The 18,866-nt window shown below is 60.9% G+C and carries 19 protein-coding genes; 14 read left to right on the forward strand and 5 right to left on the reverse strand.

Annotated elements, in window-relative coordinates:
* The first annotated feature begins 93 nt into the window (after nucleotides 1–93).
* The 4 genes from acs (at nucleotide 94) to PDR5_RS24490 (ending at nucleotide 6,505) form a co-directional block, all read left to right on the forward strand.
* Nucleotides 94–2,031: an acetate--CoA ligase gene (gene acs, locus PDR5_RS24475; RefSeq protein WP_064599479.1), complete on the forward strand. Its 1,938-nt coding sequence runs from the start codon at nucleotides 94–96 to the stop codon at nucleotides 2,029–2,031.
* A gap of 100 nt (nucleotides 2,032–2,131) precedes the next feature.
* Nucleotides 2,132–3,148, forward strand: a complete 1,017-nt coding sequence (locus tag PDR5_RS24480) for a class I SAM-dependent rRNA methyltransferase (RefSeq protein ID WP_064599481.1) — start codon at nucleotides 2,132–2,134, stop codon at nucleotides 3,146–3,148.
* A 109-nt stretch (nucleotides 3,149–3,257) separates the two neighbouring features.
* A complete protein-coding gene (locus PDR5_RS24485) occupies nucleotides 3,258–6,209 on the forward strand; it encodes a DUF748 domain-containing protein (protein WP_064599483.1) in 2,952 nt (983 codons plus the stop codon).
* A complete protein-coding gene (locus PDR5_RS24490) occupies nucleotides 6,209–6,505 on the forward strand; it encodes a DUF2845 domain-containing protein (protein ID WP_064599485.1) in 297 nt (98 codons plus the stop codon). Before PDR5_RS24485 ends, PDR5_RS24490 begins: the two co-directional genes overlap by 1 nt.
* A gap of 167 nt (nucleotides 6,506–6,672) precedes the next feature.
* Here the strand turns inward: PDR5_RS24490 and PDR5_RS24495 are convergent, their stop codons facing one another.
* Both PDR5_RS24495 and PDR5_RS24500 read right to left on the reverse strand, forming a co-directional pair.
* The gene (locus PDR5_RS24495) at nucleotides 6,673–7,029 is read right to left on the reverse strand and encodes a BON domain-containing protein (RefSeq protein WP_011335977.1); all 357 of its coding nucleotides are present in this window, start codon (nucleotides 7,027–7,029) and stop codon (nucleotides 6,673–6,675) included.
* Between the two features lie 296 nt (nucleotides 7,030–7,325).
* Nucleotides 7,326–7,763 (reverse strand): pilin, encoded by a 438-nt coding sequence (locus tag PDR5_RS24500; protein WP_064382076.1) that lies wholly within the window; start codon nucleotides 7,761–7,763, stop codon nucleotides 7,326–7,328.
* Between the two features lie 226 nt (nucleotides 7,764–7,989).
* Here PDR5_RS24500 and pilB point away from each other — a divergent pair, with 226 nt between their 5' ends.
* Genes pilB through yacG form a run of 5 tightly spaced genes read left to right on the forward strand, consistent with a single transcriptional unit; the run spans nucleotide 7,990 to nucleotide 12,601 of the window.
* Nucleotides 7,990–9,690, forward strand: a complete 1,701-nt coding sequence (gene pilB, locus PDR5_RS24505; protein WP_064599487.1) for a type IV-A pilus assembly ATPase PilB — start codon at nucleotides 7,990–7,992, stop codon at nucleotides 9,688–9,690.
* Between the two features lie 2 nt (nucleotides 9,691–9,692).
* Complete coding sequence (locus PDR5_RS24510; RefSeq protein ID WP_064599489.1) at nucleotides 9,693–10,910, forward strand: type II secretion system F family protein; 1,218 nt, start codon at nucleotides 9,693–9,695, stop codon at nucleotides 10,908–10,910.
* Nucleotide 10,911: 1 nt separating this feature from the next.
* Nucleotides 10,912–11,784: a prepilin peptidase gene (locus PDR5_RS24515; protein ID WP_064599491.1), complete on the forward strand. Its 873-nt coding sequence runs from the start codon at nucleotides 10,912–10,914 to the stop codon at nucleotides 11,782–11,784.
* Nucleotides 11,781–12,404 (forward strand): dephospho-CoA kinase, encoded by a 624-nt coding sequence (gene coaE, locus PDR5_RS24520; RefSeq protein WP_064599493.1) that lies wholly within the window; start codon nucleotides 11,781–11,783, stop codon nucleotides 12,402–12,404. Before PDR5_RS24515 ends, coaE begins: the two co-directional genes overlap by 4 nt.
* Nucleotides 12,401–12,601 carry a DNA gyrase inhibitor YacG gene (yacG, locus tag PDR5_RS24525; protein ID WP_064599495.1) on the forward strand — a complete coding sequence of 67 codons (201 nt, stop codon included), beginning with the start codon at nucleotides 12,401–12,403 and terminating at the stop codon, nucleotides 12,599–12,601. The genes coaE and yacG overlap by 4 nt, the downstream gene beginning before the upstream one ends.
* A gap of 5 nt (nucleotides 12,602–12,606) precedes the next feature.
* Here the strand turns inward: yacG and PDR5_RS24530 are convergent, their stop codons facing one another.
* Nucleotides 12,607–12,822 (reverse strand): hypothetical protein, encoded by a 216-nt coding sequence (locus PDR5_RS24530; RefSeq protein ID WP_007959584.1) that lies wholly within the window; start codon nucleotides 12,820–12,822, stop codon nucleotides 12,607–12,609.
* Between the two features lie 65 nt (nucleotides 12,823–12,887).
* The gene (locus PDR5_RS24535; protein WP_064599497.1) at nucleotides 12,888–13,577 is read right to left on the reverse strand and encodes an energy-coupling factor ABC transporter permease; all 690 of its coding nucleotides are present in this window, start codon (nucleotides 13,575–13,577) and stop codon (nucleotides 12,888–12,890) included.
* A 133-nt stretch (nucleotides 13,578–13,710) separates the two neighbouring features.
* Here PDR5_RS24535 and PDR5_RS24540 point away from each other — a divergent pair, with 133 nt between their 5' ends.
* The 5 genes from PDR5_RS24540 to PDR5_RS24560 all read left to right on the forward strand — a co-directional run bounded on the left by PDR5_RS24540 (nucleotide 13,711) and on the right by PDR5_RS24560 (nucleotide 17,067).
* A complete protein-coding gene (locus PDR5_RS24540) occupies nucleotides 13,711–14,337 on the forward strand; it encodes a DUF1780 domain-containing protein (RefSeq protein ID WP_007959580.1) in 627 nt (208 codons plus the stop codon).
* Entirely contained in the window at nucleotides 14,334–14,861 is a 528-nt protein-coding gene (locus PDR5_RS24545; protein ID WP_064599499.1) for an MOSC domain-containing protein, read from the forward strand. Before PDR5_RS24540 ends, PDR5_RS24545 begins: the two co-directional genes overlap by 4 nt.
* A 51-nt stretch (nucleotides 14,862–14,912) precedes the next feature.
* Complete coding sequence (locus PDR5_RS24550; protein ID WP_042561123.1) at nucleotides 14,913–15,086, forward strand: DUF3094 family protein; 174 nt, start codon at nucleotides 14,913–14,915, stop codon at nucleotides 15,084–15,086.
* Between the two features lie 63 nt (nucleotides 15,087–15,149).
* Nucleotides 15,150–16,448 (forward strand): NAD(P)/FAD-dependent oxidoreductase, encoded by a 1,299-nt coding sequence (locus PDR5_RS24555; protein ID WP_064599500.1) that lies wholly within the window; start codon nucleotides 15,150–15,152, stop codon nucleotides 16,446–16,448.
* A gap of 211 nt (nucleotides 16,449–16,659) precedes the next feature.
* The gene (locus PDR5_RS24560; protein WP_064599501.1) at nucleotides 16,660–17,067 is read left to right on the forward strand and encodes an HvfA family oxazolone/thioamide-modified RiPP metallophore; all 408 of its coding nucleotides are present in this window, start codon (nucleotides 16,660–16,662) and stop codon (nucleotides 17,065–17,067) included.
* Between the two features lie 72 nt (nucleotides 17,068–17,139).
* Here the strand turns inward: PDR5_RS24560 and PDR5_RS24565 are convergent, their stop codons facing one another.
* Complete coding sequence (locus PDR5_RS24565) at nucleotides 17,140–18,765, reverse strand: methyl-accepting chemotaxis protein (protein WP_064599503.1); 1,626 nt, start codon at nucleotides 18,763–18,765, stop codon at nucleotides 17,140–17,142.
* Nucleotides 18,766–18,866 lie beyond the last annotated feature (101 nt).

The following is an 18,866-nucleotide window of genomic DNA, read 5'->3' on the forward strand; positions in this document are numbered from 1 at the left end:
TCGCCATGAGGGGGTGTTTGTTTACAGGTATTGAACCCTCCCCGCTCTCGGCGCATCTTTACCCTTGTCGCACAACAAGAATAAGGAACCGTCATGTTCGATATCAGCACGTTCCCCAAAGCCGATGCCGTCCGCCGGGCTGCACAGTTGAGTCAGGACGACTACCAGCGCCTGTACCGCGAATCGATTGAACACCCCAGTACCTTCTGGGCCGAACAGGCCACCCGCTTCCTCGACTGGAGCACGCCGTGGCAAACCGTCCAGCGCTATGACCTGAAGACCGGCGAAGCCGCCTGGTTTACCGGTGGCAAGCTGAACGTCAGCTACAACTGCATTGACCGCCATCTGGAAAAGCGCGGCGATCAGACCGCCATCCTCTGGGAAGGCGACGACCCTGCCGAATCGACACAAATCACTTACAGCAAACTTCATCACCACGTCTGCCGCCTGGCCAACGTGCTGAAAAGCCGTGGCGTGAAGAAAGGCGACCGGGTGTGCATCTACATGCCGATGATCCCCGAAGCCGCTTACGCGATGCTTGCCTGCGCGCGGATCGGTGCGATTCATTCGGTGGTGTTTGGCGGTTTCTCCCCGGACTCATTGCGTGACCGCATTCTCGACGCCGACTGCCGCACCGTGATCACCGCCGACGAGGGCGTGCGCGGTGGCAAATTCGTGCCACTGAAACAGAATGTCGACAAGGCCCTGCAGAGTTGCCCGAATGTCAGCACCGTCGTGGTGGTCGAGCGCACCCAGAACAACGTCGACTGGGTCGAAGGCCGCGACCTCTGGTATCACCAGGCCGTGCGCGACGTCAGCGACGATTGCCCGCCGGAACCGATGGACGCAGAAGACCCGCTGTTCATCCTCTACACCTCCGGCAGCACCGGCAAACCCAAGGGCGTGCTGCACACCACCGGCGGTTACCTGCTGCAGGCGGCGATGACCTTCAAGTACGTGCTCGACTACCGCGACGGCGAAGTGTTCTGGTGCACTGCCGACGTCGGCTGGGTCACCGGCCACAGTTACATCGTCTACGGGCCGCTGGCCAACGGCGCCACCACACTGATCTTCGAAGGCGTGCCGAGCTACCCGAGTACTTCGCGATTCTGGCAAGTGATCGACAAACACAAGGTCAACATCTTCTACACCGCCCCCACTGCCCTGCGCGCGTTGATGCGTGAAGGTGCGGGCCCCTTGCAGGAAACGTCGCGCGAAAGCCTCAGGTTGCTCGGCAGTGTCGGTGAGCCGATCAACCCGGAAGCGTGGGAATGGTATTTCAACGTAGTCGGCGAACAGCGCTGCCCGATCGTCGATACCTGGTGGCAGACCGAAACTGGCGGCATCATGCTCAGCCCGCTGGTCAGCGCCCAGCGGATCAAACCGGGCTGCGCCACCCAACCGATGTTCGGCGTACAACCGGTGCTGCTCGATGAACACGGCAAGGAAATCCAGGGCGCCGGCAGTGGCGTGCTGGCGATCAAGTCGAGCTGGCCGGCGCAGATCCGCAGCGTTTACGGCGACCCGCAGCGCATGGTCGACACCTACTTCAAGCCCTACCCCGGTTACTACTTCACCGGCGACGGCGCCCGCCGTGACGAGGATGGCGATTACTGGATCACCGGGCGCATCGACGACGTGATCAATGTCTCCGGCCATCGCATCGGCACCGCCGAGGTAGAGAGCGCGCTGGTGCTGCACGACAGCATCGCCGAGGCCGCTGTGGTCGGCTATCCCCACGACGTCAAAGGCCAGGGGATTTATGCCTTCGTCACACCGATGAATGGCACCGAGCCCAGCGATGAACTGAAGAAAGAACTGCTGGCCCACGTCAGCAAGGAAATCGGCAGCTTCGCCAAACCGGACCTGATCCAGTGGGCCCCGGCCCTGCCGAAGACCCGTTCGGGCAAGATCATGCGGAGGATACTGCGCAAGATCGCCTGCAACGAGCTCGACAGCCTCGGCGATACCTCAACCCTGGCGGATCCGAGCGTGGTGCAGGGCTTGATCGATAAACGCTTGAACCAATAGGAGCAGCGGCAAGCGGCGAGCCTCAAGTTTGAAGCTCGCCGCTTGCCGCCAAGTTGCTGCTAAACTCCCGCGCCCCGATTCCCTCCAGCAAGGCGCCCGCATGTCTTCCTTGAACCTGGCGCTGCGCGCCGCTCTCGATCAACGCCAGGATCTGCTCGCCGAGCTGCACCGCCAGGGCACCGACTGCTATCGGCTGTTCCACGGCAGCCAGGAAGGCGCCGGCGGCCTGACCATCGACCGCTACGGCCCGCAACTGATGGTGCAAAGCTTCCACCAGACCCTGGCGCGTGAAGACCTGCTGCAACTGCACGCCATGGTCAACCAGACTCTTGGCCTGGAAACCCTGCTGGTCTACAACGACCGCTCCCGTGGCAACTCACGGATCGATCGTGAAGACAGCGTCTACCGCGCCGACGACGCCGCGCTGGCCGATCTGGTCGGCCACGAATGGGGCTTGAACTATCGCGTGCGCGGACGTCACGCCGGGCAGGATCCGCTGCTGTTCCTCGACCTGCGCAACACCCGCGGCTGGGTCAAGGATCACGCCAAGGGCAAAAGTGTGCTCAACCTGTTCGCCTATACCTGCGGGGTCGGTCTCAGCGCGGCGGCCGGCGGTGCGCGCGAGGTGTGCAACCTGGATTTCGCCGAGGGCAATCTGGCAGTCGGCCGCGAGAACGGCCAGCTCAATCCGCACCTGCCGACCATGGAATTCATCCAGTCCGACTACTTCCCGGCCATCCGCCAACTGGCCGGCCTGCCGATCAGCCAGCGTCGCGGGCAGAAACTGCCGAGCTATCAACGCCTCGAACAGCGCCAGTACGATCTGGTGCTGCTCGACCCGCCCGCATGGGCCAAGAGCGCGTTCGGCACCGTCGACCTGCTGCGCGATTATCAAAGCCTGCTCAAGCCGGCCCTGCTGACCACCGCCGAGAATGGCGTGCTGATCTGCTGCAACAATCTGGCGAAAGTCAGCATGGACGATTGGCGCGAACAGGTGCTGCGCTGCGCCGAAAAAGCCGGGCGGCCGGTGCGTGAGTGGAGCGTGATGACCCCGGGCCACGACTTCCCGTCGCTGGATCAGCAGCCACCGCTGAAGACCTTGATCCTTCAGCTCTAAGCGTTGCCAAGGAAATTTCCCACGGAAAAATCTGAACAATCCTGAGCATGGGCAATTGCTTCGGAACCGGAATCGCGTGCCATACTCCAAGGCACTCCGATTCAGACAGATGAAGCCGCACATGCCCAAAGGATTGATTCGCGCGATTGGCGCCCTGTTGACTGCCCTGGCCCTCTACAGCCTGCTGGGGTTCCTGATTTTGCCGGGCATTGCGCTCAGGGTGGTGAATCAGCAACTGGCCAACTACGCCACGGTGCCGGCGCATCTGCAACGTATCGAACTCAACCCGTTCAGCCTTGAACTCACGCTGTGGGGCCTGGTGATCGGCGAGCCGGGCAAGGAACAGGTCGGCTTCGAACGTCTGTACGCCAACCTGCAACTCGACAGCCTGTGGACCAAAGCCCTGCATCTGTCCGACATCGAACTGGAAAAATCCAAAACCGAGATCCTGTTCGCCAAGGACGGTCAGCTCAATCTCCTCGGTCTGTTCAAGCTCCCCGCCAGCGAGCCCACCCCGGCCGATCCCGACGCCAAACCGTTTCCGCTGCGCATCGACCGGATCCAGCTGGCCGGCGGCAATCTGCATTTTGTGGATGCGCGGCCCAGCGAGCCGATCGAATTTCTGTACGACAAGCTCGACTTCGAGCTGAAAAACCTCAGCACCCTGCCCGAAGACAACGCCGACATGACCCTCGTCGCGATCGGCCCGGCCGGTGGGCAGATCGACTGGAAAGGCAACTTCAGCCTGATCCCGATCGCTTCCGAAGGCACGCTCAAGATCACCGACGGCCAAATGAAAGCCTTCTGGCCCTACGTGCGTGATGCCGTGCCACTGGTGCTGGAAAACGGGGTCGTCAGCCTGAGCACCGACTACAAGCTCAACCTGTCCAAGGAAACCGAACTGCTGCTGAGCAACGTGGCGGTCAATATCGCGCCGTTCGCCATCAAGGCGCCGGACGGACGCCCGCTGGCGAAACTCGAGCGTCTCGACGTCAGCGACACCACGGTGGACCTGGCCAAGCAGCAAGTGGTGGTCGGCAAGATCCGCAGTCAGAAACTGGAAACCTGGGCAGCCCTTGAAGCGGACGGCCAACTGGATTGGCAAAAACTGTTCGCCAGCCAGCCGTCGAAACCCGCCGCAAAAGCGGCTGCCGAACCTGCGAACACACCGGCGGCAGCCGACTCGCCGAAACCCGAACCGACCGCGCCGAGCAAACCGTGGCAAGTGTTGATCAAGGACGTGCAACTGCGTGACTACAAAGTGCATCTGGCCGACCGTTCGGCGAAGCCGGAAGTCACGCTGGATGTCACGCCGCTGAACGTCGATCTGCAGAATTTCGACAGCCTCAACGGCTCGCCCTTCAACCTCAGGCTCGACACCGGGCTGGGCAAGCAAGGCAAGATCAGCGCCGATGGCGTGGTCAACCTGGCGCCGGTCACCGCGCAGCTCAACGTGAAAACCCAGGACATCGACCTGCGGGTCGCGCAGTCCTACATCAACCCGTTCATTCGCCTCGAACTGCGCAGCGGCATGCTCGGCAGCGACCTGAAAGTGAACCTCAAAAGCACTGACCCGCTGGCCCTCAGCGTCACCGGTCGTGCTCAGATCGATCAGTTGCACACCCTCGACACCCTGAAAACCCGCGACTTCCTGAAGTGGCAGCAAGTGGTGGTCGAAGGCCTGAACTATCAACATGGCGACAGCCTGTCGATCGACAGGGTCAACCTGTTCCAGCCGTATGCGCGGTTCATGATCAACGATGATCGCACCACCAACATCGACGACCTGCTCATTCCGCAGCCGGCCGATTCCGGGGCGAAGACCGCCGCGGCGAAACCGGCGAGCAATGACAAACCGCTGGGTATTCACATCGGCGGCATCGCGATCAACGACGGCTCGGCCAACTTCGCCGACTTCAGCCTGACCCCCAACTTCGCCACCGCGATCCAGCAGCTCAACGGCCAGATCGGCACCATCGACAGCCGTCAGGCGAAACCGGCCAGCGTCGACATCAAGGGCAAGGTCGACCGCTATGCGCCAGTGACCATCAAAGGCGCGGTCAACCCGTTCGACCCGATGGCCAGCCTCGACATCGCCACCAGTTTCAAACGGGTCGAACTGACCACCCTGACGCCCTACTCCGGCAAGTTCGCCGGCTACCGCATCCGCAAGGGCCGGCTCAACCTCGACCTGCATTACCTGATCACCAAAGGCCAGCTCAAGGCCGAGAACAAAGTGGTGGTCGAGCAGCTGCAACTGGGTGAGAAAGTCGACAGCCCGGATGCCGTGAGCCTGCCGCTGAAACTGGCGATCGCCCTGCTCAAGGACGTCGACGGCAAGATTTCCATCGAACTGCCGGTCACCGGTGACCTGAACAATCCGCAATTCAGCGTAATGCCGATTGTCTGGCAGACCCTGCGCAACCTGATCGTCAAGGCTGCCGCCGCACCGTTCAAGCTGATTGGAGGTCTGGTCAGCGGTGGCGGCTCGGAAGACCTCGGCACCGTGTCCTTTGCACCGGGTTCCAGCGACCTGAGCAAAGACGCCGAAGCGGCGCTGGTGAAGCTGTCGCAAGCGCTGAAGGAACGTCCGGCCCTGCGCCTGGAAATCGAAGGCACTGCGGCAAAAAGCAGTGATGGCCCGTTGCTCGCCGAACAGCGCCTGGAACGTGAATACCAGTACAACTACTACAAGATGCTCCAGCGCCGTGGCGACAAGGTGCCGGCGCAGGCTTCGCTGATCCAGGTCCCGGATAACGAAAAAGGCCCACTGCTCGAGGGCATCTATCGCACCCGCCTGAAAACCCAGCCACCGGCCGAGTGGAAGGACCTGGGCAAGGAAGAACGCACCGCGAAAATGCGCGCCGACGTGATCAAGTTCTGGAGCTCCAGCGACGTGCTGCTGCGCCAGCTCGGTCAGGACCGTGCCAGCAGTATCAAAGACTATCTGGTGGACAAGGGCCAACTGGCGGACGATCGTGTGTACTTCATCGACGCCAACCTCGGCGAAGCGGAAAGCGACGGCCGGGTGGTGACGCAAATGCATCTGGATGCCGAGTGATGAACCCAAAGTGGCTGGCTGCACTGGGGCTGGTGTTTCTCGCCAGTCAGGCTGCGGCGTCCGATACCCTGCGCTGCGGCAGCCAGTTGGTGAGCCTTGGCGACCGCGCCAGCGAGGTGCTGCAAAAATGTGGCGAGCCGGTTGGTCGCGATCTGCTCGGTTTCAAACGCAGCGCCAACCGTCGTGAAGAGTTTCAGGTCGAGGAATGGACTTACGGCCCGAACAACGGCATGTATCAATACCTGCGTTTTGAAGGCAATCGCCTGAAGCAGATCAACAGCAAGCGCGGCAACTGACCTTCCCCGCCTTTTCCGGCCCCTGAATAGAACAGGCCCCGACATGAATGCCGGGGCCTGTAATGGCCACATTCCGTGTGGCCGGTCGCATGAACTCTAAAGTGCGGCAGACGTATTGCTCGGCCCGCCTGTCGCGTCTTCTCCCGGTCCAGGCGAGAAGTCTTGCCTTACTCGGCTTTCAGGCCGTCAGCGGACACCGCTTTCACGCCTTTGATTTTCTTGGTGATGTTCACAGCGGTGGTTTTCTGAGCTTCGGTGATCGCGACGTCAGAAGACAGGGAAACCACGCCTTTGTTGGTTTCAACTTTGATGTCGGTACCAGGAATGCCTTTTTCGGTTACCAGGTCGCTTTTGACTTTGGTGGTGATCCAGGTATCGGAAGTAGCTTCTTTAGCCTTGGTGACTTCACCGGCAGCCAGGGTCATTGGAGCCTGAGTGGTCTGGGTCGATTGAGCAAATGCACCCGAAGCCATGGTCAGGGTCAGCGCGGTAGCAGCAGCGGCAGTGATAGCGAACTTCTTCATACGAGTAACTCCTGTTTTTCTGGAAAGTCTGCTGGTTGTCTTGTCAGCAGGGTTACTGGAGATATTGCGAACGCTGTGCCAACTTTCAAAATTAGATTAAAACCTTATAAATCAATAACTTATAAATGTTGCATTTTTTCGGAATCATGCAAATTGCATGAGTCGTGAAATATATACATGCAAGTTGCGGCTTTCCGGAAAGTTCCTAACAGCCTGAAATTATTGAAGCTTTTGTGAAGTGTCGCGCAATGAAAAATGCCCCGCATTGCGGGGCATTCCTGCTGTCAGCTTATGTATCAAGCGCCACTGCCAGGGCAACCTCTCGGCGCGTATTCATTGTTGACCGTCGAGGCACATGTCCAGACACCCGACGTGGCACCCGTGGCCGCGCCAGAGCGGGTGAGCGTAATGGTTTTACCCAGGACCGGACCTGGTGCATTAACCAGCGTACATGTAATGGTGCCAGCGCCAGTCGCCGCGGTGCCTGTAACCGTCAACGTACAGTTGGAGGTGGCGGCTGTACCGCCATTCACATTGGTTATATCCGGAGCGGTACCTTGGTTGATGGTGTCCTCGAACGGCACCTTCATCGCACTGATCTCCGCCAACCCCGCCGTCACCTTCGACCGCGCCTGATATTTGGAGTACTGCGGCAGCGCCACAGTGGCGAGAATACCGATGATCGCCACGACGATCAGCAGCTCGATCAGAGTGAAACCCTGTTGTTTATTCATAGACACGCTCCATGCATGAGTCGAAATCTCATGATCTGTTCAGGACTCAGCACAGCCCGTGCCAAACGCACGCAGCCCATACCCGCTGGGCGCCATCCGGCTGACATGCCGATTCCTACAACCCGTAACCGCACTATCTGACACTTTTTGTCACCCGCACTCCACGTGTATGGCGCTGTCACTTGACTAGGCTATAAGTCATGAACGGCAAGCACGTGGAAACCCCATGAATGACATCGCTCTGAGCGGTCTGGCCAAGCAACTGGTCCAGGCCGAATTGCTCACGGAAAAGAGTGCCCAGCAAGCCTGGCAACAGGCGCAGCGCAATCGCCTGTCGCTGGTCAGTTACCTGGTGCAGAACAAACTGGTGAAGAGCTGGCAGGTCGCGGAAATTGCCTCGGAGCATTTCGGCATGGCATTTCTCGACCTCAACTGCCTCGACAAGGAAACCCAGCCCAAAGGCCTGGTCAGCGAAAAACTGGTGCGCCAGCACCACGCCCTGCCCCTCTGGCGACGCGGCAACAAACTGTTCGTGGGGATTTCCGACCCGAGTAATCATCAGGCGATCAACGACATTCAGTTCAGCACCGGACTGAGCACCGAAGCCATTCTGGTCGAGGACGACAAGCTCACCGACGCCATCGAAAAATTCTTCGACACCCACGCCACCGGCCTGGAGGAGATGGCCGATGTCGACCTCGACGGGCTGGACATCGAATCGGTCGACGACAGCAAGCAGGACACCCTCGGCGGAATCGACGCCGACGATGCCCCGGTGGTGCGCTTCGTTCACAAGATGCTGCTGGACGCGATCAAGAGCGGCTCGTCCGACCTGCACTTCGAGCCTTACGAAAAGAACTACCGGGTGCGGGTGCGCACCGACGGCATTCTGCGTGAGGTAGCCAAGCCGCCGATTCAACTGGCCGGGCGCATCGCTGCACGCTTGAAGGTAATGGCCAGCCTCGACATTTCGGAGCGACGCAAACCCCAGGACGGGCGGATCAAGATGCGTCTGTCGAAAAGCAAGTCGATCGATTTCCGGGTCAACACCCTGCCCACCCTCTGGGGGGAGAAAGTGGTGATTCGGATCCTTGACCCGTCCAGCGCCCAGATCGGCATCGATGCCCTCGGCTACGAGCCGGAGCAGAAAGACCTGTACATGGCCGCCCTCAAACAGCCGCAAGGCATGATTCTGGTGACCGGCCCCACCGGCTCGGGCAAGACCGTGTCGCTGTACACCGGGCTGAACATCCTCAATACCGTCGACATCAATATCTCCACGGCCGAAGACCCGGTGGAGATCAATATGGAAGGCATCAACCAGGTCAACGTCAATCCCCGTCAGGGACTGGACTTTGCCCAGGCCCTGCGCTCGTTCCTGCGTCAGGACCCGGACGTGATCATGGTCGGCGAAATCCGCGACCTCGAAACCGCCGAAATCGCGATCAAGGCCGCCCAGACCGGTCACCTCGTGCTGTCCACCCTGCACACCAACAGCGCAGCAGAGACCCTCACCCGCCTGCACAACATGGGCATCCCCGGCTTCAACATCGCGACCTCGGTGAGCCTGATCATTGCCCAGCGTCTGGCGCGAAAACTCTGCACCCACTGCAAGAAACCCATCGAGATCCCACGCGAGACCCTGATCAAGGAAGGCTTCCCCGAGGAACGCATCGGCCATTTCACGATCTATGAGCCCGCCGGTTGCGATCACTGCAACGGCGGGTACAAGGGTCGCGTGGGGATTTATGAAGTGGTAAAGAACACCCCCGATCTGCAACGGCTGATCATGGCCGAGGGCAACTCACTGGAAATCGATACCCAGATGCGCCGGGACGGCTTCAATGACCTGCGTACCTCGGGCCTGATCAAGGCCATGCAAGGCATTACCAGCCTTGGAGAAATCAACCGGGTCACCAAGGACTGAACATGGCGGTCAAGGCAGCAAAAGTCAGCGTCTACGCCTGGGAAGGCACGGACCGTAAAGGCAGCAAGGTAACCGGCGAGTTGAGCGGCCAAAACCCCGCACTGGTCAAGGCTCAGTTGCGCAAGCAAGGCATCAACCCCGGCAAGGTGCGCAAGAAATCCGCCTCGCTGCTGAGCTTCGGCAAGCGCATCAAGGCCCAGGACATTGCCCTGTTCACCCGGCAGATGGCGACCATGATGAAGGCCGGCGTACCGCTGTTGCAGTCGTTCGACATCATTGGCGAAGGCTTCGAAAACCCGGCCATGCGCAAGCTGGTGGACGAGGTGAAACAGGAGGTCGCCGCCGGTAACAGCTTCGCCGCCGCGCTGCGCAAGAAGCCGCAATATTTCGACGAGTTGTACTGCAACCTGGTGGATGCCGGCGAGCAGTCCGGCGCCCTCGACACCCTGCTGGAACGGGTCGCGACCTACAAGGAAAAGAGCGAAAGCCTCAAGGCCAAGATCAAGAAGGCCATGACCTACCCGTCGGCCGTAGTGCTGGTGGCGGCGGTGGTCACCGGGATTCTGCTGGTCAAGGTGGTGCCGCAGTTTCAGTCGGTGTTCTCCGGCTTCGGTGCCGAACTGCCGGCCTTCACGCTGATGGTGATCAGCCTGTCCGAATTCATGCAGCAATGGTGGTGGGCGATTCTCGGTGCGCTGGTGGCCGCGTTTTTCGGCACCCGCCATGCCCTGAAAAAATCCCAGGCCCTGCGCGATCGACGCGACGCCTGGTTTCTCAAGCTGCCGCTGGTGGGCACATTGATGTACAAGTCCGCCGTGGCGCGGTTTGCCCGGACCCTGTCGACTACCTTCGCCGCCGGTGTGCCGCTGGTGGAAGCGCTGGACTCGGTGGCCGGTGCCACCGGCAACGTGGTGTTCAAGCGTGCCGTGCTGCGCATCCGCCAGGACGTCTCTACCGGCATGCAGCTGAATTTCTCGATGCGCTCCACCGGCATCTTTCCGAACATGGCGGTGCAGATGACCGCCATCGGCGAAGAGTCCGGCGCACTGGACGAGATGCTCGACAAGGTCGCAGGTTTCTATGAGGACGAAGTGGACAACATGGTCGACAACCTTACCAGCCTGATGGAGCCGTTCATCATGGTGGTGCTGGGGGTGATCGTCGGCGGTCTGGTGGTGGCGATGTACCTGCCGATCTTCCAACTCGGCTCAGCGATCTGACATGCCTATCGACGAACTCCTCAGCCTGTATCCGCTGGCCTTTGTCGTCGCCGCCCTGCTGCTGGGGCTGGTGGTGGGCAGTTTCCTCAACGTGTTGATCTGGCGCCTGCCGAAAATGCTCGAGCGCGAATGGCGCCAGCAGGCTCACGATGTACTGGGCCTGCCCGGTGAATCGCCATTGCCCACCTACAACCTGATGCTCCCGCACTCGCAATGCCCCCACTGTGGCCACCGGATCCGTGCGTGGGAAAACATTCCCCTGTTGAGTTACGTGTGCCTGCGCGGGCGCTGTTCAAGTTGCAGCGCACCGATCAGCAAGCGTTACCCGCTGACCGAACTGGCCTGTGGCCTGCTCTCTGCGTTCATCGCCTGGCACCTGGGTTTCGGCTGGCCGGCGTGCCTGTTGATCGTGCTGACCTGGGGCCTGTTGGCCATGAGCCTGATCGACACCGAACATCAATTGCTGCCCGACGTGCTGGTGCTGCCGCTGCTGTGGCTGGGGCTGATCGTCAACAGCTTCGAGCTGTTCGTGCCGCTGCACGACGCCCTGTGGGGCGCGGTGCTGGGCTATATGGCGCTGTGGTCGGTGTTCTGGCTGTTCAAACTGCTCACCGGCAAGGACGGCATCGGTCACGGCGATTTCAAGCTGCTGGCGCTGCTCGGGGCCTGGGGCGGCTGGCAGATTCTGCCGCTGACCATCCTCTTGTCCTCGCTGGTGGGCGCCGTGCTCGGGGTGATTTTGCTCAAGCTGCGCGACCAGAAAACCTCGACGCCGATCCCCTTCGGCCCGTATCTGGCAATTGCCGGCTGGATTGCCTTGCTCTGGGGTGGTCAAATAACCGGCTTCTATTGGCAGTTTGTCGGTTTGAAATGAATACCCCTGCGGAAAAACCCTGGATTCTCGGCCTGACCGGCGGCATCGGCAGCGGCAAAAGCGCCGCCGCCCAGCACTTCATTGATCTTGGTATCCACGTGGTGGACGCCGATCACGCGGCGCGCTGGGTGGTCGAACCGGGCCGCCCGGCGCTGACGAAGATCGCTGAACACTTCGGCCCCGATGTGTTGCAGGCCGACGGCACGCTGGATCGTGCAGCCCTGCGCAAACTGATTTTTGAGGTGCCGGAGCAACGGCGCTGGCTCGAAGCGCTGCTGCATCCGCTGATCGCCGAAGAAATCGCCCATCACCTGGCGCTGGCAAAATCGCCTTATGCGATTCTGGTTTCGCCGCTGCTGATCGAATCCGGGCAATACGCGATGACCCAGCGAATCCTGGTGATCGACGCCCCGCAACAACTGCAGATCGAACGCACCTTGCAGCGTGACCAGACCAGCGAAGAGCAGGTCCAGGCGATCCTCAAGGCCCAGTCCAGCCGCGAAGACCGCGTCAGCCGTGCCGATGACGTGGTGGTCAACGACCGCGACCTCGCCTGGCTGCACAGCGAAGTCGAGCGCCTGCATCACTTTTACCTGACTTTATCCGGAGGCCAATCATGAGCCAGACCCCAACCGTCAACTGCCCGACTTGCGGCGCGCCCGTGGAATTCACCCAGGAGAACAAATACCGTCCGTTCTGCTCGGACCGCTGCAAACTCATCGACCTCGGCGCCTGGGCGTCGGAAGAGCACAAGATTCCGGTGGCCCCGGATGCCGAGGACGAACTGTTTTCCGGCGATTTCGACCCGCGTCACTGATCCCGTCAGGGCCGCATGAAGCCGTAGTCCTGATCGTCGTCGAGGTTTTCCGCCAGAAAGCGCAACTCGTCGGCCAGGTCTTCGGCGTTGCGCACCGCCTTGCTCTGCTGCACCACCGCACTGAGCAAAGCGCGCAGGCTCAGGCCCGGATCGAACCCCACCTCCTGCGCCATCTCCAGACTCTGCCGGGTTTCCTGCCTCGCCCACTCGTACACGCTCATGCCGCTGCTCCTGAAGGAATTTGGCCGAGCATGAAATGCCGCGCGCAGAGTGGATTTGATGTGGATCAAGACTTGGGATCGTCGTCTTTCCACGGCGCCGAAAGGTAGCGGGTGCGGTTGAAGGTCTCCAGCCATTCCGGGCAGAACACCACCAGCGCGCTGACCACCATGCCGTTGATGAAGGCTTCGGGAAAAATCAGCAACCACAGGTAACCGATGAAATCTTCCAGCCATTCTGGCATGGCAAAGAGGCCGTCGTACCAGAGCAAGGTCAGGCTCAGCGTCAGGCAGAACAACGCCGAAAGCGCCGCGGCGAAAAAACCGGAACAGAAGATGTACACGAACGGATTGCGCGGCTGGGCGCGCTCGACCAGGATCGCCACGCATTCGGTGATCAGCACCGGCAACAGGATCAGCAAGGTGCCATTGACCCCGACGGCCACCAGATCCTGTCGCCCCAGCAGCACCAGCCCCAGTTGGGCCACCAGTGCGCCGACGATCGCCAGCGGCCAGTCCAGCAGCAGCGTCACCGCTGTCATGCCGATGAAGTGGTAAGACACCCCGGTGTCGAAATCCCTGCGCACCAGCCACAGCAGAAACAACGCGAACACCGTACCGAACAGCAAATGCTGACGGCGGTTGTCGCTGAACAGCTCGACCCACGGTGCGCGGACAATCGCCCAGAGCAGCACCGGCAGGTAAATCAGCCAGCCGAGGGTCAGACTGCTCGATGACAGCAGTTCTGCACCGATCATGATCCCATCACCTTCATTCGCACCGCAGACTCCTTTGATTGGCGCTCCTGCGGCGAAGTCTACACCTGCACGGCGGGACATCTGCCGATGCAAAGCTTTCTGCTTGTCGCAATTGAACGCTAAGCTTGGGCCTATGGATGACTCAGATTATTTACGCCTGCTGACCATCGCGGCCGAGCAAGCCAACGCCTTTCTGTCCAATGCCCGCAAATGGGAGCGTGAGCGTTGGGTCTGCCAGCGCCTGCTGCAAGGCCTGAACATTCCTTATCGCGCCGACGAATTCGCTCCCGCCGGGGAACCACCCGATGTGCTGTTTCGCGACGCCAATTTCGAGGTGTTTTTCGTCCTCGACGAGGGCCGACGGCTCAACGACGAATGGCGCGATGAGCTGCAACGGCGGCGCAGTGCGTTTTCCCTCAGCCAACTGGTGCGGCGTGAAGCCAAGCCGCGGCGAATTCCGGCCAATGAATTTCTGCTGAGACTGGCGCCGACCTTGCGCAAGAAAGCGCACAACTACAAAGAACGCGGCATGGACCTGGGTGAGCTGGACATCATTGCCTTCGCCAGCCTCAAACGCGAAGTGCTCGACCTCAACAGCCACTTTCCGCCGCCCACCGAATACCTGCGTCAGGGCTGGCGTTCGCTGTCGCTGGTCGGACCTACGTTCGCCCGGGTGCTGTTCGCCCATCCCGATGCCCCGGATTTTCTGCGCGGCAACCTGGGGCGCAGCATTGTGTTCGATGTAGGGATCAGCCTGTGACGCCGCTTCAACAATTGATCGCCGAGGTCCCGCAGAGCGGCCGCGTACGCTGGATTGGCGTGCGTCCTGAATCTCGTGGACCGATGATCGAGCTCGACGCCGTAGAGGCACGCCTTGAAGCGGGACTGACCGGGGATCATGCCCGCCCCGGAGTACGTAACGCCCGACAGGTCACGCTGATTCAGTTCGAACACCTGGCCGTGATCAGTGCATTGATGGGCCGTCCCCACGAGCAACCGGTCAGGCCTGAAGATCTGCGGCGCAATCTCGTCATAAGCGGGATCAATCTGTTCAGCCTCAAGGGGCGGCGCTTTCGCATTGGTCAGGCGATTTTCGAAACCACGGGCTGGTGCCAGCCGTGTGCGCGCCTGCAAAACAACCTTGGCCCGGGCACGTTCCAGGCTGTGCGCGGGCATGGCGGAATCACTGCGCGAGTGTTACAAAGCGGGATCATTCGCCTCGGGGACAGTGTGTCTGTCGAACCGGTCCCGGACAGTGGCTATGCTGCGTTCAATCCCGGTTGAAAACCGCTGTAGCGTGTTCTCATTCAGTAACGTCTACCTGACGAGGCCTTTATGACCAGCCGCCTGAAACCCGAAGACCAGAAGCATGTCGAAGAGTACCTGCAGTTGTCCCAACACCGTGTCGAGCGCCGGCCATTCCGGCCGTGGATGCTCCTGGTGCTGGTGCTGGCAGTGACCATTGGTCTGGGCCTGTTGAGCCGATTTATCAGTTACCTGACGCTATGAGCTGCATCGCGCTCGCTTGGGTAACCGTACCGATTTCCTTTAAAAACCTTGCGAGCTATCCCTATGTCCCATCGTATTGTCATTGTCGGCGGCGGCGCCGGCGGTCTGGAGTTGGCTACCCGTCTGGGTAAGACTCTGGGCAAACGCGGCACCGCCAGCATCATGCTGGTCGACGCGAACCTCACGCACATCTGGAAACCGCTGCTGCACGAAGTGGCCGCCGGATCGCTGAACTCCTCCGAAGACGAACTCAACTATGTCGCCCAGGCCAAATGGAACCACTTCGAGTTCCAGCTGGGGCGCATGAGCGGGCTCGATCGTGAGCAGAAGAAGATCCAGCTGGCCGCCACCTACGACGAAAACGGCGTTGAACTGGTCCCGGCGCGGGAAGTGCCCTATGACTCGCTGGTGATCGCGGTCGGCAGCACCACCAACGATTTCGGCACCCAGGGCGCCGCGCAGCACTGCCTGTTCCTCGACACCCGCAAGCAGGCCGAGCGTTTCCACCAGCAACTGCTCAATCACTATCTGCGCGCCCACGCCGGGCAAACCGATGTGGTTCAGCAGATCAGCGTGGCCATCGTCGGTGCGGGCGCCACGGGCGTCGAACTGGCGGCCGAGCTGCACAACGCGGCCCATGAACTGGCGGCTTACGGTCTGGACCGGATCAAACCGGAAAACATGCACATCACCCTGATCGAAGCCGGGCCACGGGTGCTGCCAGCCCTGCCGGAGCGCATCAGCGGGCCGGTGCACAAGACCCTGGAGAAACTCGGGGTCAACGTGATGACCAACGCCTCGGTCAGCCAGGTCACCGCTGACAGCCTGATCACCGCCGATGGCAACGAGATCAAGGCCAGTCTGAAAGTCTGGGCCGCCGGGATCCGCGCACCGGGTTTCCTCAAGGACATCGATGGCCTGGAAACCAACCGCATCAATCAGCTGCAAGTGCTGCCGACGCTGCAAACCACTCGCGACGAGAACATTTTCGCCTTCGGTGACTGCGCCGCCTGCCCGCAACCGGGCTCGGATCGCAACGTTCCACCACGGGCCCAGGCTGCGCACCAGCAGGCGTCGCTGCTGGCCAAATCGCTGAAGCTGCGCATCGAAGGCAAGACCCTGCCGGAGTACAAGTACACCGACTACGGCTCGCTGATTTCGCTGTCGCGTTTCTCGGCGGTGGGTAACCTGATGGGCAACCTGACCGGCAGCGTGATGCTCGAGGGCTGGCTGGCGCGGATGTTCTACGTGTCGCTGTACCGCATGCACCAGATGGCGCTTTATGGGCCGTTCCGCACGGCGATGCTGATGCTCGGCAGCAAGATCGGACGCGGCACCGAGCCACGCCTGAAGCTGCACTGATGTAAAAAACACCGTGGGGGCGGGCTCGCCCTCACGGTGTTTTGTTTTCTACTGTATCTGCCCTCGCTTTCCCCACCTTCGCTTACAAACGCCCCGCTCCTCGACACAGACGCGATACAACGCCACCGCTTAATGGCCACACCCGAGCACACCTGCTCCGGCTTGATCGCCCTTAACGTGTGGTTGCGCTGTGCAACCGAAGGAGAATGCAATGTCCCGTACTTCGAAAATCGGCAAAAACTCCCTTGGCCTGGTCGGTGCCGTACTGGCCGGCGGCATGATGCTGTCCGGCTCGGTGTTTGCCGCGCAACCGCTGGCCCAGGGCTACATGGTCGCTTCGGCCGAGACCTCGGTGAAAACCCCGGAAGGCAAATGCGGTGAAGGCAAATGCGGCGATGCGTCGATGGCCAAGACCGACACCGATGGCGACGGCAAGGTCTCCCGCGCCGAGTTTCTGAAAGTTGCACCGAAGTCCGACTTCGACAAGATCGACACCAACCACGACGGTTTCATCGACGAGCAAGAGGCGTACAACAACGTCAAAGCCAACTTCGAAGCCAATGGCAAGAAAATGCCGAAAGGTCTGTTCGAACACCTGAAAGACCAGGACGGTGCCTGATTTTTCAGACGCCCGACAAAACAAAGCCGCGCTTTCTCTGACGAGAAGCGCGGCTTTTTCACGCCTGCATGATTACAGCTGGAAGCGCCGCACCATGCCTTGCAGGGCGTTGGCCAGTTGCGACAGTTCATGGCTCGACGCATTGGTTTGATCGGCACCCGCCGCCGAGCGCACCGACAGATCGCGAATATTCACCAGGTTGCGATCCACTTCCCGCGCCACTTGCGCCTGCTCTTCGGCGGCGCTGGCGATCACCAGATTGCGCTCGTGGATTTCGTGTACCGACGCCGTGATCGTCTGCAACGCTTCACCGGCCCGCTCGGCCAGCAGCAGCGTGGTAGCGGCGCGCGAGGCACTGGCCTGCATCGACTCCAGCGCCAGGCTCGAACCGTTGCGCATGCCCTGCACCATTTGCTCGATTTCCTGGGTCGATTGCTGAGTGCGATAAGCCAGCGCGCGAACCTCATCGGCAACCACCGCAAACCCGCGTCCGCTCTCCCCGGCTCGCGCTGCTTCGATGGCGGCGTTGAGCGCCAGCAGATTGGTCTGCTCGGCGATCGCTCGAATCACGTCCAGCACTTTGCCGATGTCCTGCGACTGGTTGGCCAGCGATTGCACCAGTTCGCCGGTGTGCTCGACTTCGCTGGCCAAGGCGTTGATGGCCCCAGCAGTTTCGCTGACCCGTTCCTGACCCAACTGCGCCGATTCGCTGGACTGGCGGGTGGCGTCGGACGTCGACACCGCATTGCGGGCGACTTCCTCAACCGCCGTAGTCATCTCGTTGACGGCGGTGGCGGCCTGTTCGATTTCGTTGTTCTGCTGTTGCAGTCCTTGCGTGCTGTCGTGGGTGACCGCGCTCAGTTCGTCGGAAGCGGTCGCCAGTTGCGTGGCCGAGCCGCTGATGCCCTGCAGGGTTTCGCGCAGATTCTGCTGCATGGTTGCCAACGCCTTGAGCAACCGGCTGACCTCATCGTTGCCGTGAGTTTCGATCAGGCGGGTCAGATCGCCTCTGGCGACGTGCTCGGCCGCATCGACAGCGACGCTCAGGGGGCGGACGATGCTACGGGTGAGCAACATGGCCAGGGCCACCGTCGCCAGCGCCGCCAGAGCGATGAACAAGGTCACGATGGTGCGCGAGGTTTCGTAGTGGGCCGCAGAGTTCTGGCTTTCGGCGGCGACCTGGCGGGCGAACAGATCCGCCAGGTCGTTGAGTTGTTTGCCGGAGCCGTCGACCACGGTTTTCATGTCCACCAGCAGCAGTTTGGTCAGCTCGTCGCGCTTGCCCTGCTCGGCGAGGGTGAACGACTGGGCGATCCCGGTGCGGTAGGCGGCAAAGGTTTTCTTAAACTGTTCATACAACTGCTGACCTTCCGGGGTGGTCACCAGTCGATCATAGGCGGCGATTTTCTCGCTCAACTCTTTGTCCCGGGTGTCCATCTGGCTGCGGTACGTGGCGATGTTGGCCGGATCCTGATCCAGCGCCATGCGTAGGGAGATGGTGCGGATGCGCAGCATGATCTCGCGAATTTCGTCGCCGCCACGAATACTCGGCAACCACTGCGTTTCCACCGCCACTTCACTGTCGCGGATGCTCGACATCTGCCCCAGCGCGAACACCCCGAGCAACGCCACCAGTAACGCGATCAGGGCAAAGCCAAGAGCGGCGCGGGGAGCAATATTCAACTGACGAAGCAACATGACGAACGCCCTTTTTCTTGTATTGGCAGAATTCAGGGGCGTTTGATTCGGCAGGCCCCTTTCGTTAGCGGGCTATCGGCAAGTTGTATGACGACTTGAAT

This window comes from Pseudomonas sp. DR 5-09 (genome assembly GCF_001655595.1).
In the GTDB taxonomy this organism is placed as follows: domain Bacteria; phylum Pseudomonadota; class Gammaproteobacteria; order Pseudomonadales; family Pseudomonadaceae; genus Aquipseudomonas; species Aquipseudomonas pharyngis.

Coding starts and splice junctions, on each gene's coding strand:
- PDR5_RS24565 (WP_064599503.1), bottom strand. CDS start 18,765: ATGTTGCTTCGTCAGTTGAATATTGCTCCCCGCGCCGCTCTTGGCTTT.
- PDR5_RS24555 (WP_064599500.1), top strand. CDS start 15,150: ATGTCCCATCGTATTGTCATTGTCGGCGGCGGCGCCGGCGGTCTGGAG.
- PDR5_RS24510 (WP_064599489.1), top strand. CDS start 9,693: ATGGCGGTCAAGGCAGCAAAAGTCAGCGTCTACGCCTGGGAAGGCACG.
- acs (WP_064599479.1), top strand. CDS start 94: ATGTTCGATATCAGCACGTTCCCCAAAGCCGATGCCGTCCGCCGGGCT.
- PDR5_RS24485 (WP_064599483.1), top strand. CDS start 3,258: ATGAAGCCGCACATGCCCAAAGGATTGATTCGCGCGATTGGCGCCCTG.
- PDR5_RS24480 (WP_064599481.1), top strand. CDS start 2,132: ATGTCTTCCTTGAACCTGGCGCTGCGCGCCGCTCTCGATCAACGCCAG.
- coaE (WP_064599493.1), top strand. CDS start 11,781: ATGAATACCCCTGCGGAAAAACCCTGGATTCTCGGCCTGACCGGCGGC.
- PDR5_RS24535 (WP_064599497.1), bottom strand. CDS start 13,577: ATGATCGGTGCAGAACTGCTGTCATCGAGCAGTCTGACCCTCGGCTGG.
- PDR5_RS24495 (WP_011335977.1), bottom strand. CDS start 7,029: ATGAAGAAGTTCGCTATCACTGCCGCTGCTGCTACCGCGCTGACCCTG.
- PDR5_RS24540 (WP_007959580.1), top strand. CDS start 13,711: ATGGATGACTCAGATTATTTACGCCTGCTGACCATCGCGGCCGAGCAA.
- PDR5_RS24550 (WP_042561123.1), top strand. CDS start 14,913: ATGACCAGCCGCCTGAAACCCGAAGACCAGAAGCATGTCGAAGAGTAC.
- pilB (WP_064599487.1), top strand. CDS start 7,990: ATGAATGACATCGCTCTGAGCGGTCTGGCCAAGCAACTGGTCCAGGCC.
- PDR5_RS24500 (WP_064382076.1), bottom strand. CDS start 7,763: ATGAATAAACAACAGGGTTTCACTCTGATCGAGCTGCTGATCGTCGTG.
- PDR5_RS24515 (WP_064599491.1), top strand. CDS start 10,912: ATGCCTATCGACGAACTCCTCAGCCTGTATCCGCTGGCCTTTGTCGTC.
- PDR5_RS24560 (WP_064599501.1), top strand. CDS start 16,660: ATGTCCCGTACTTCGAAAATCGGCAAAAACTCCCTTGGCCTGGTCGGT.
- PDR5_RS24490 (WP_064599485.1), top strand. CDS start 6,209: ATGAACCCAAAGTGGCTGGCTGCACTGGGGCTGGTGTTTCTCGCCAGT.
- yacG (WP_064599495.1), top strand. CDS start 12,401: ATGAGCCAGACCCCAACCGTCAACTGCCCGACTTGCGGCGCGCCCGTG.
- PDR5_RS24530 (WP_007959584.1), bottom strand. CDS start 12,822: ATGAGCGTGTACGAGTGGGCGAGGCAGGAAACCCGGCAGAGTCTGGAG.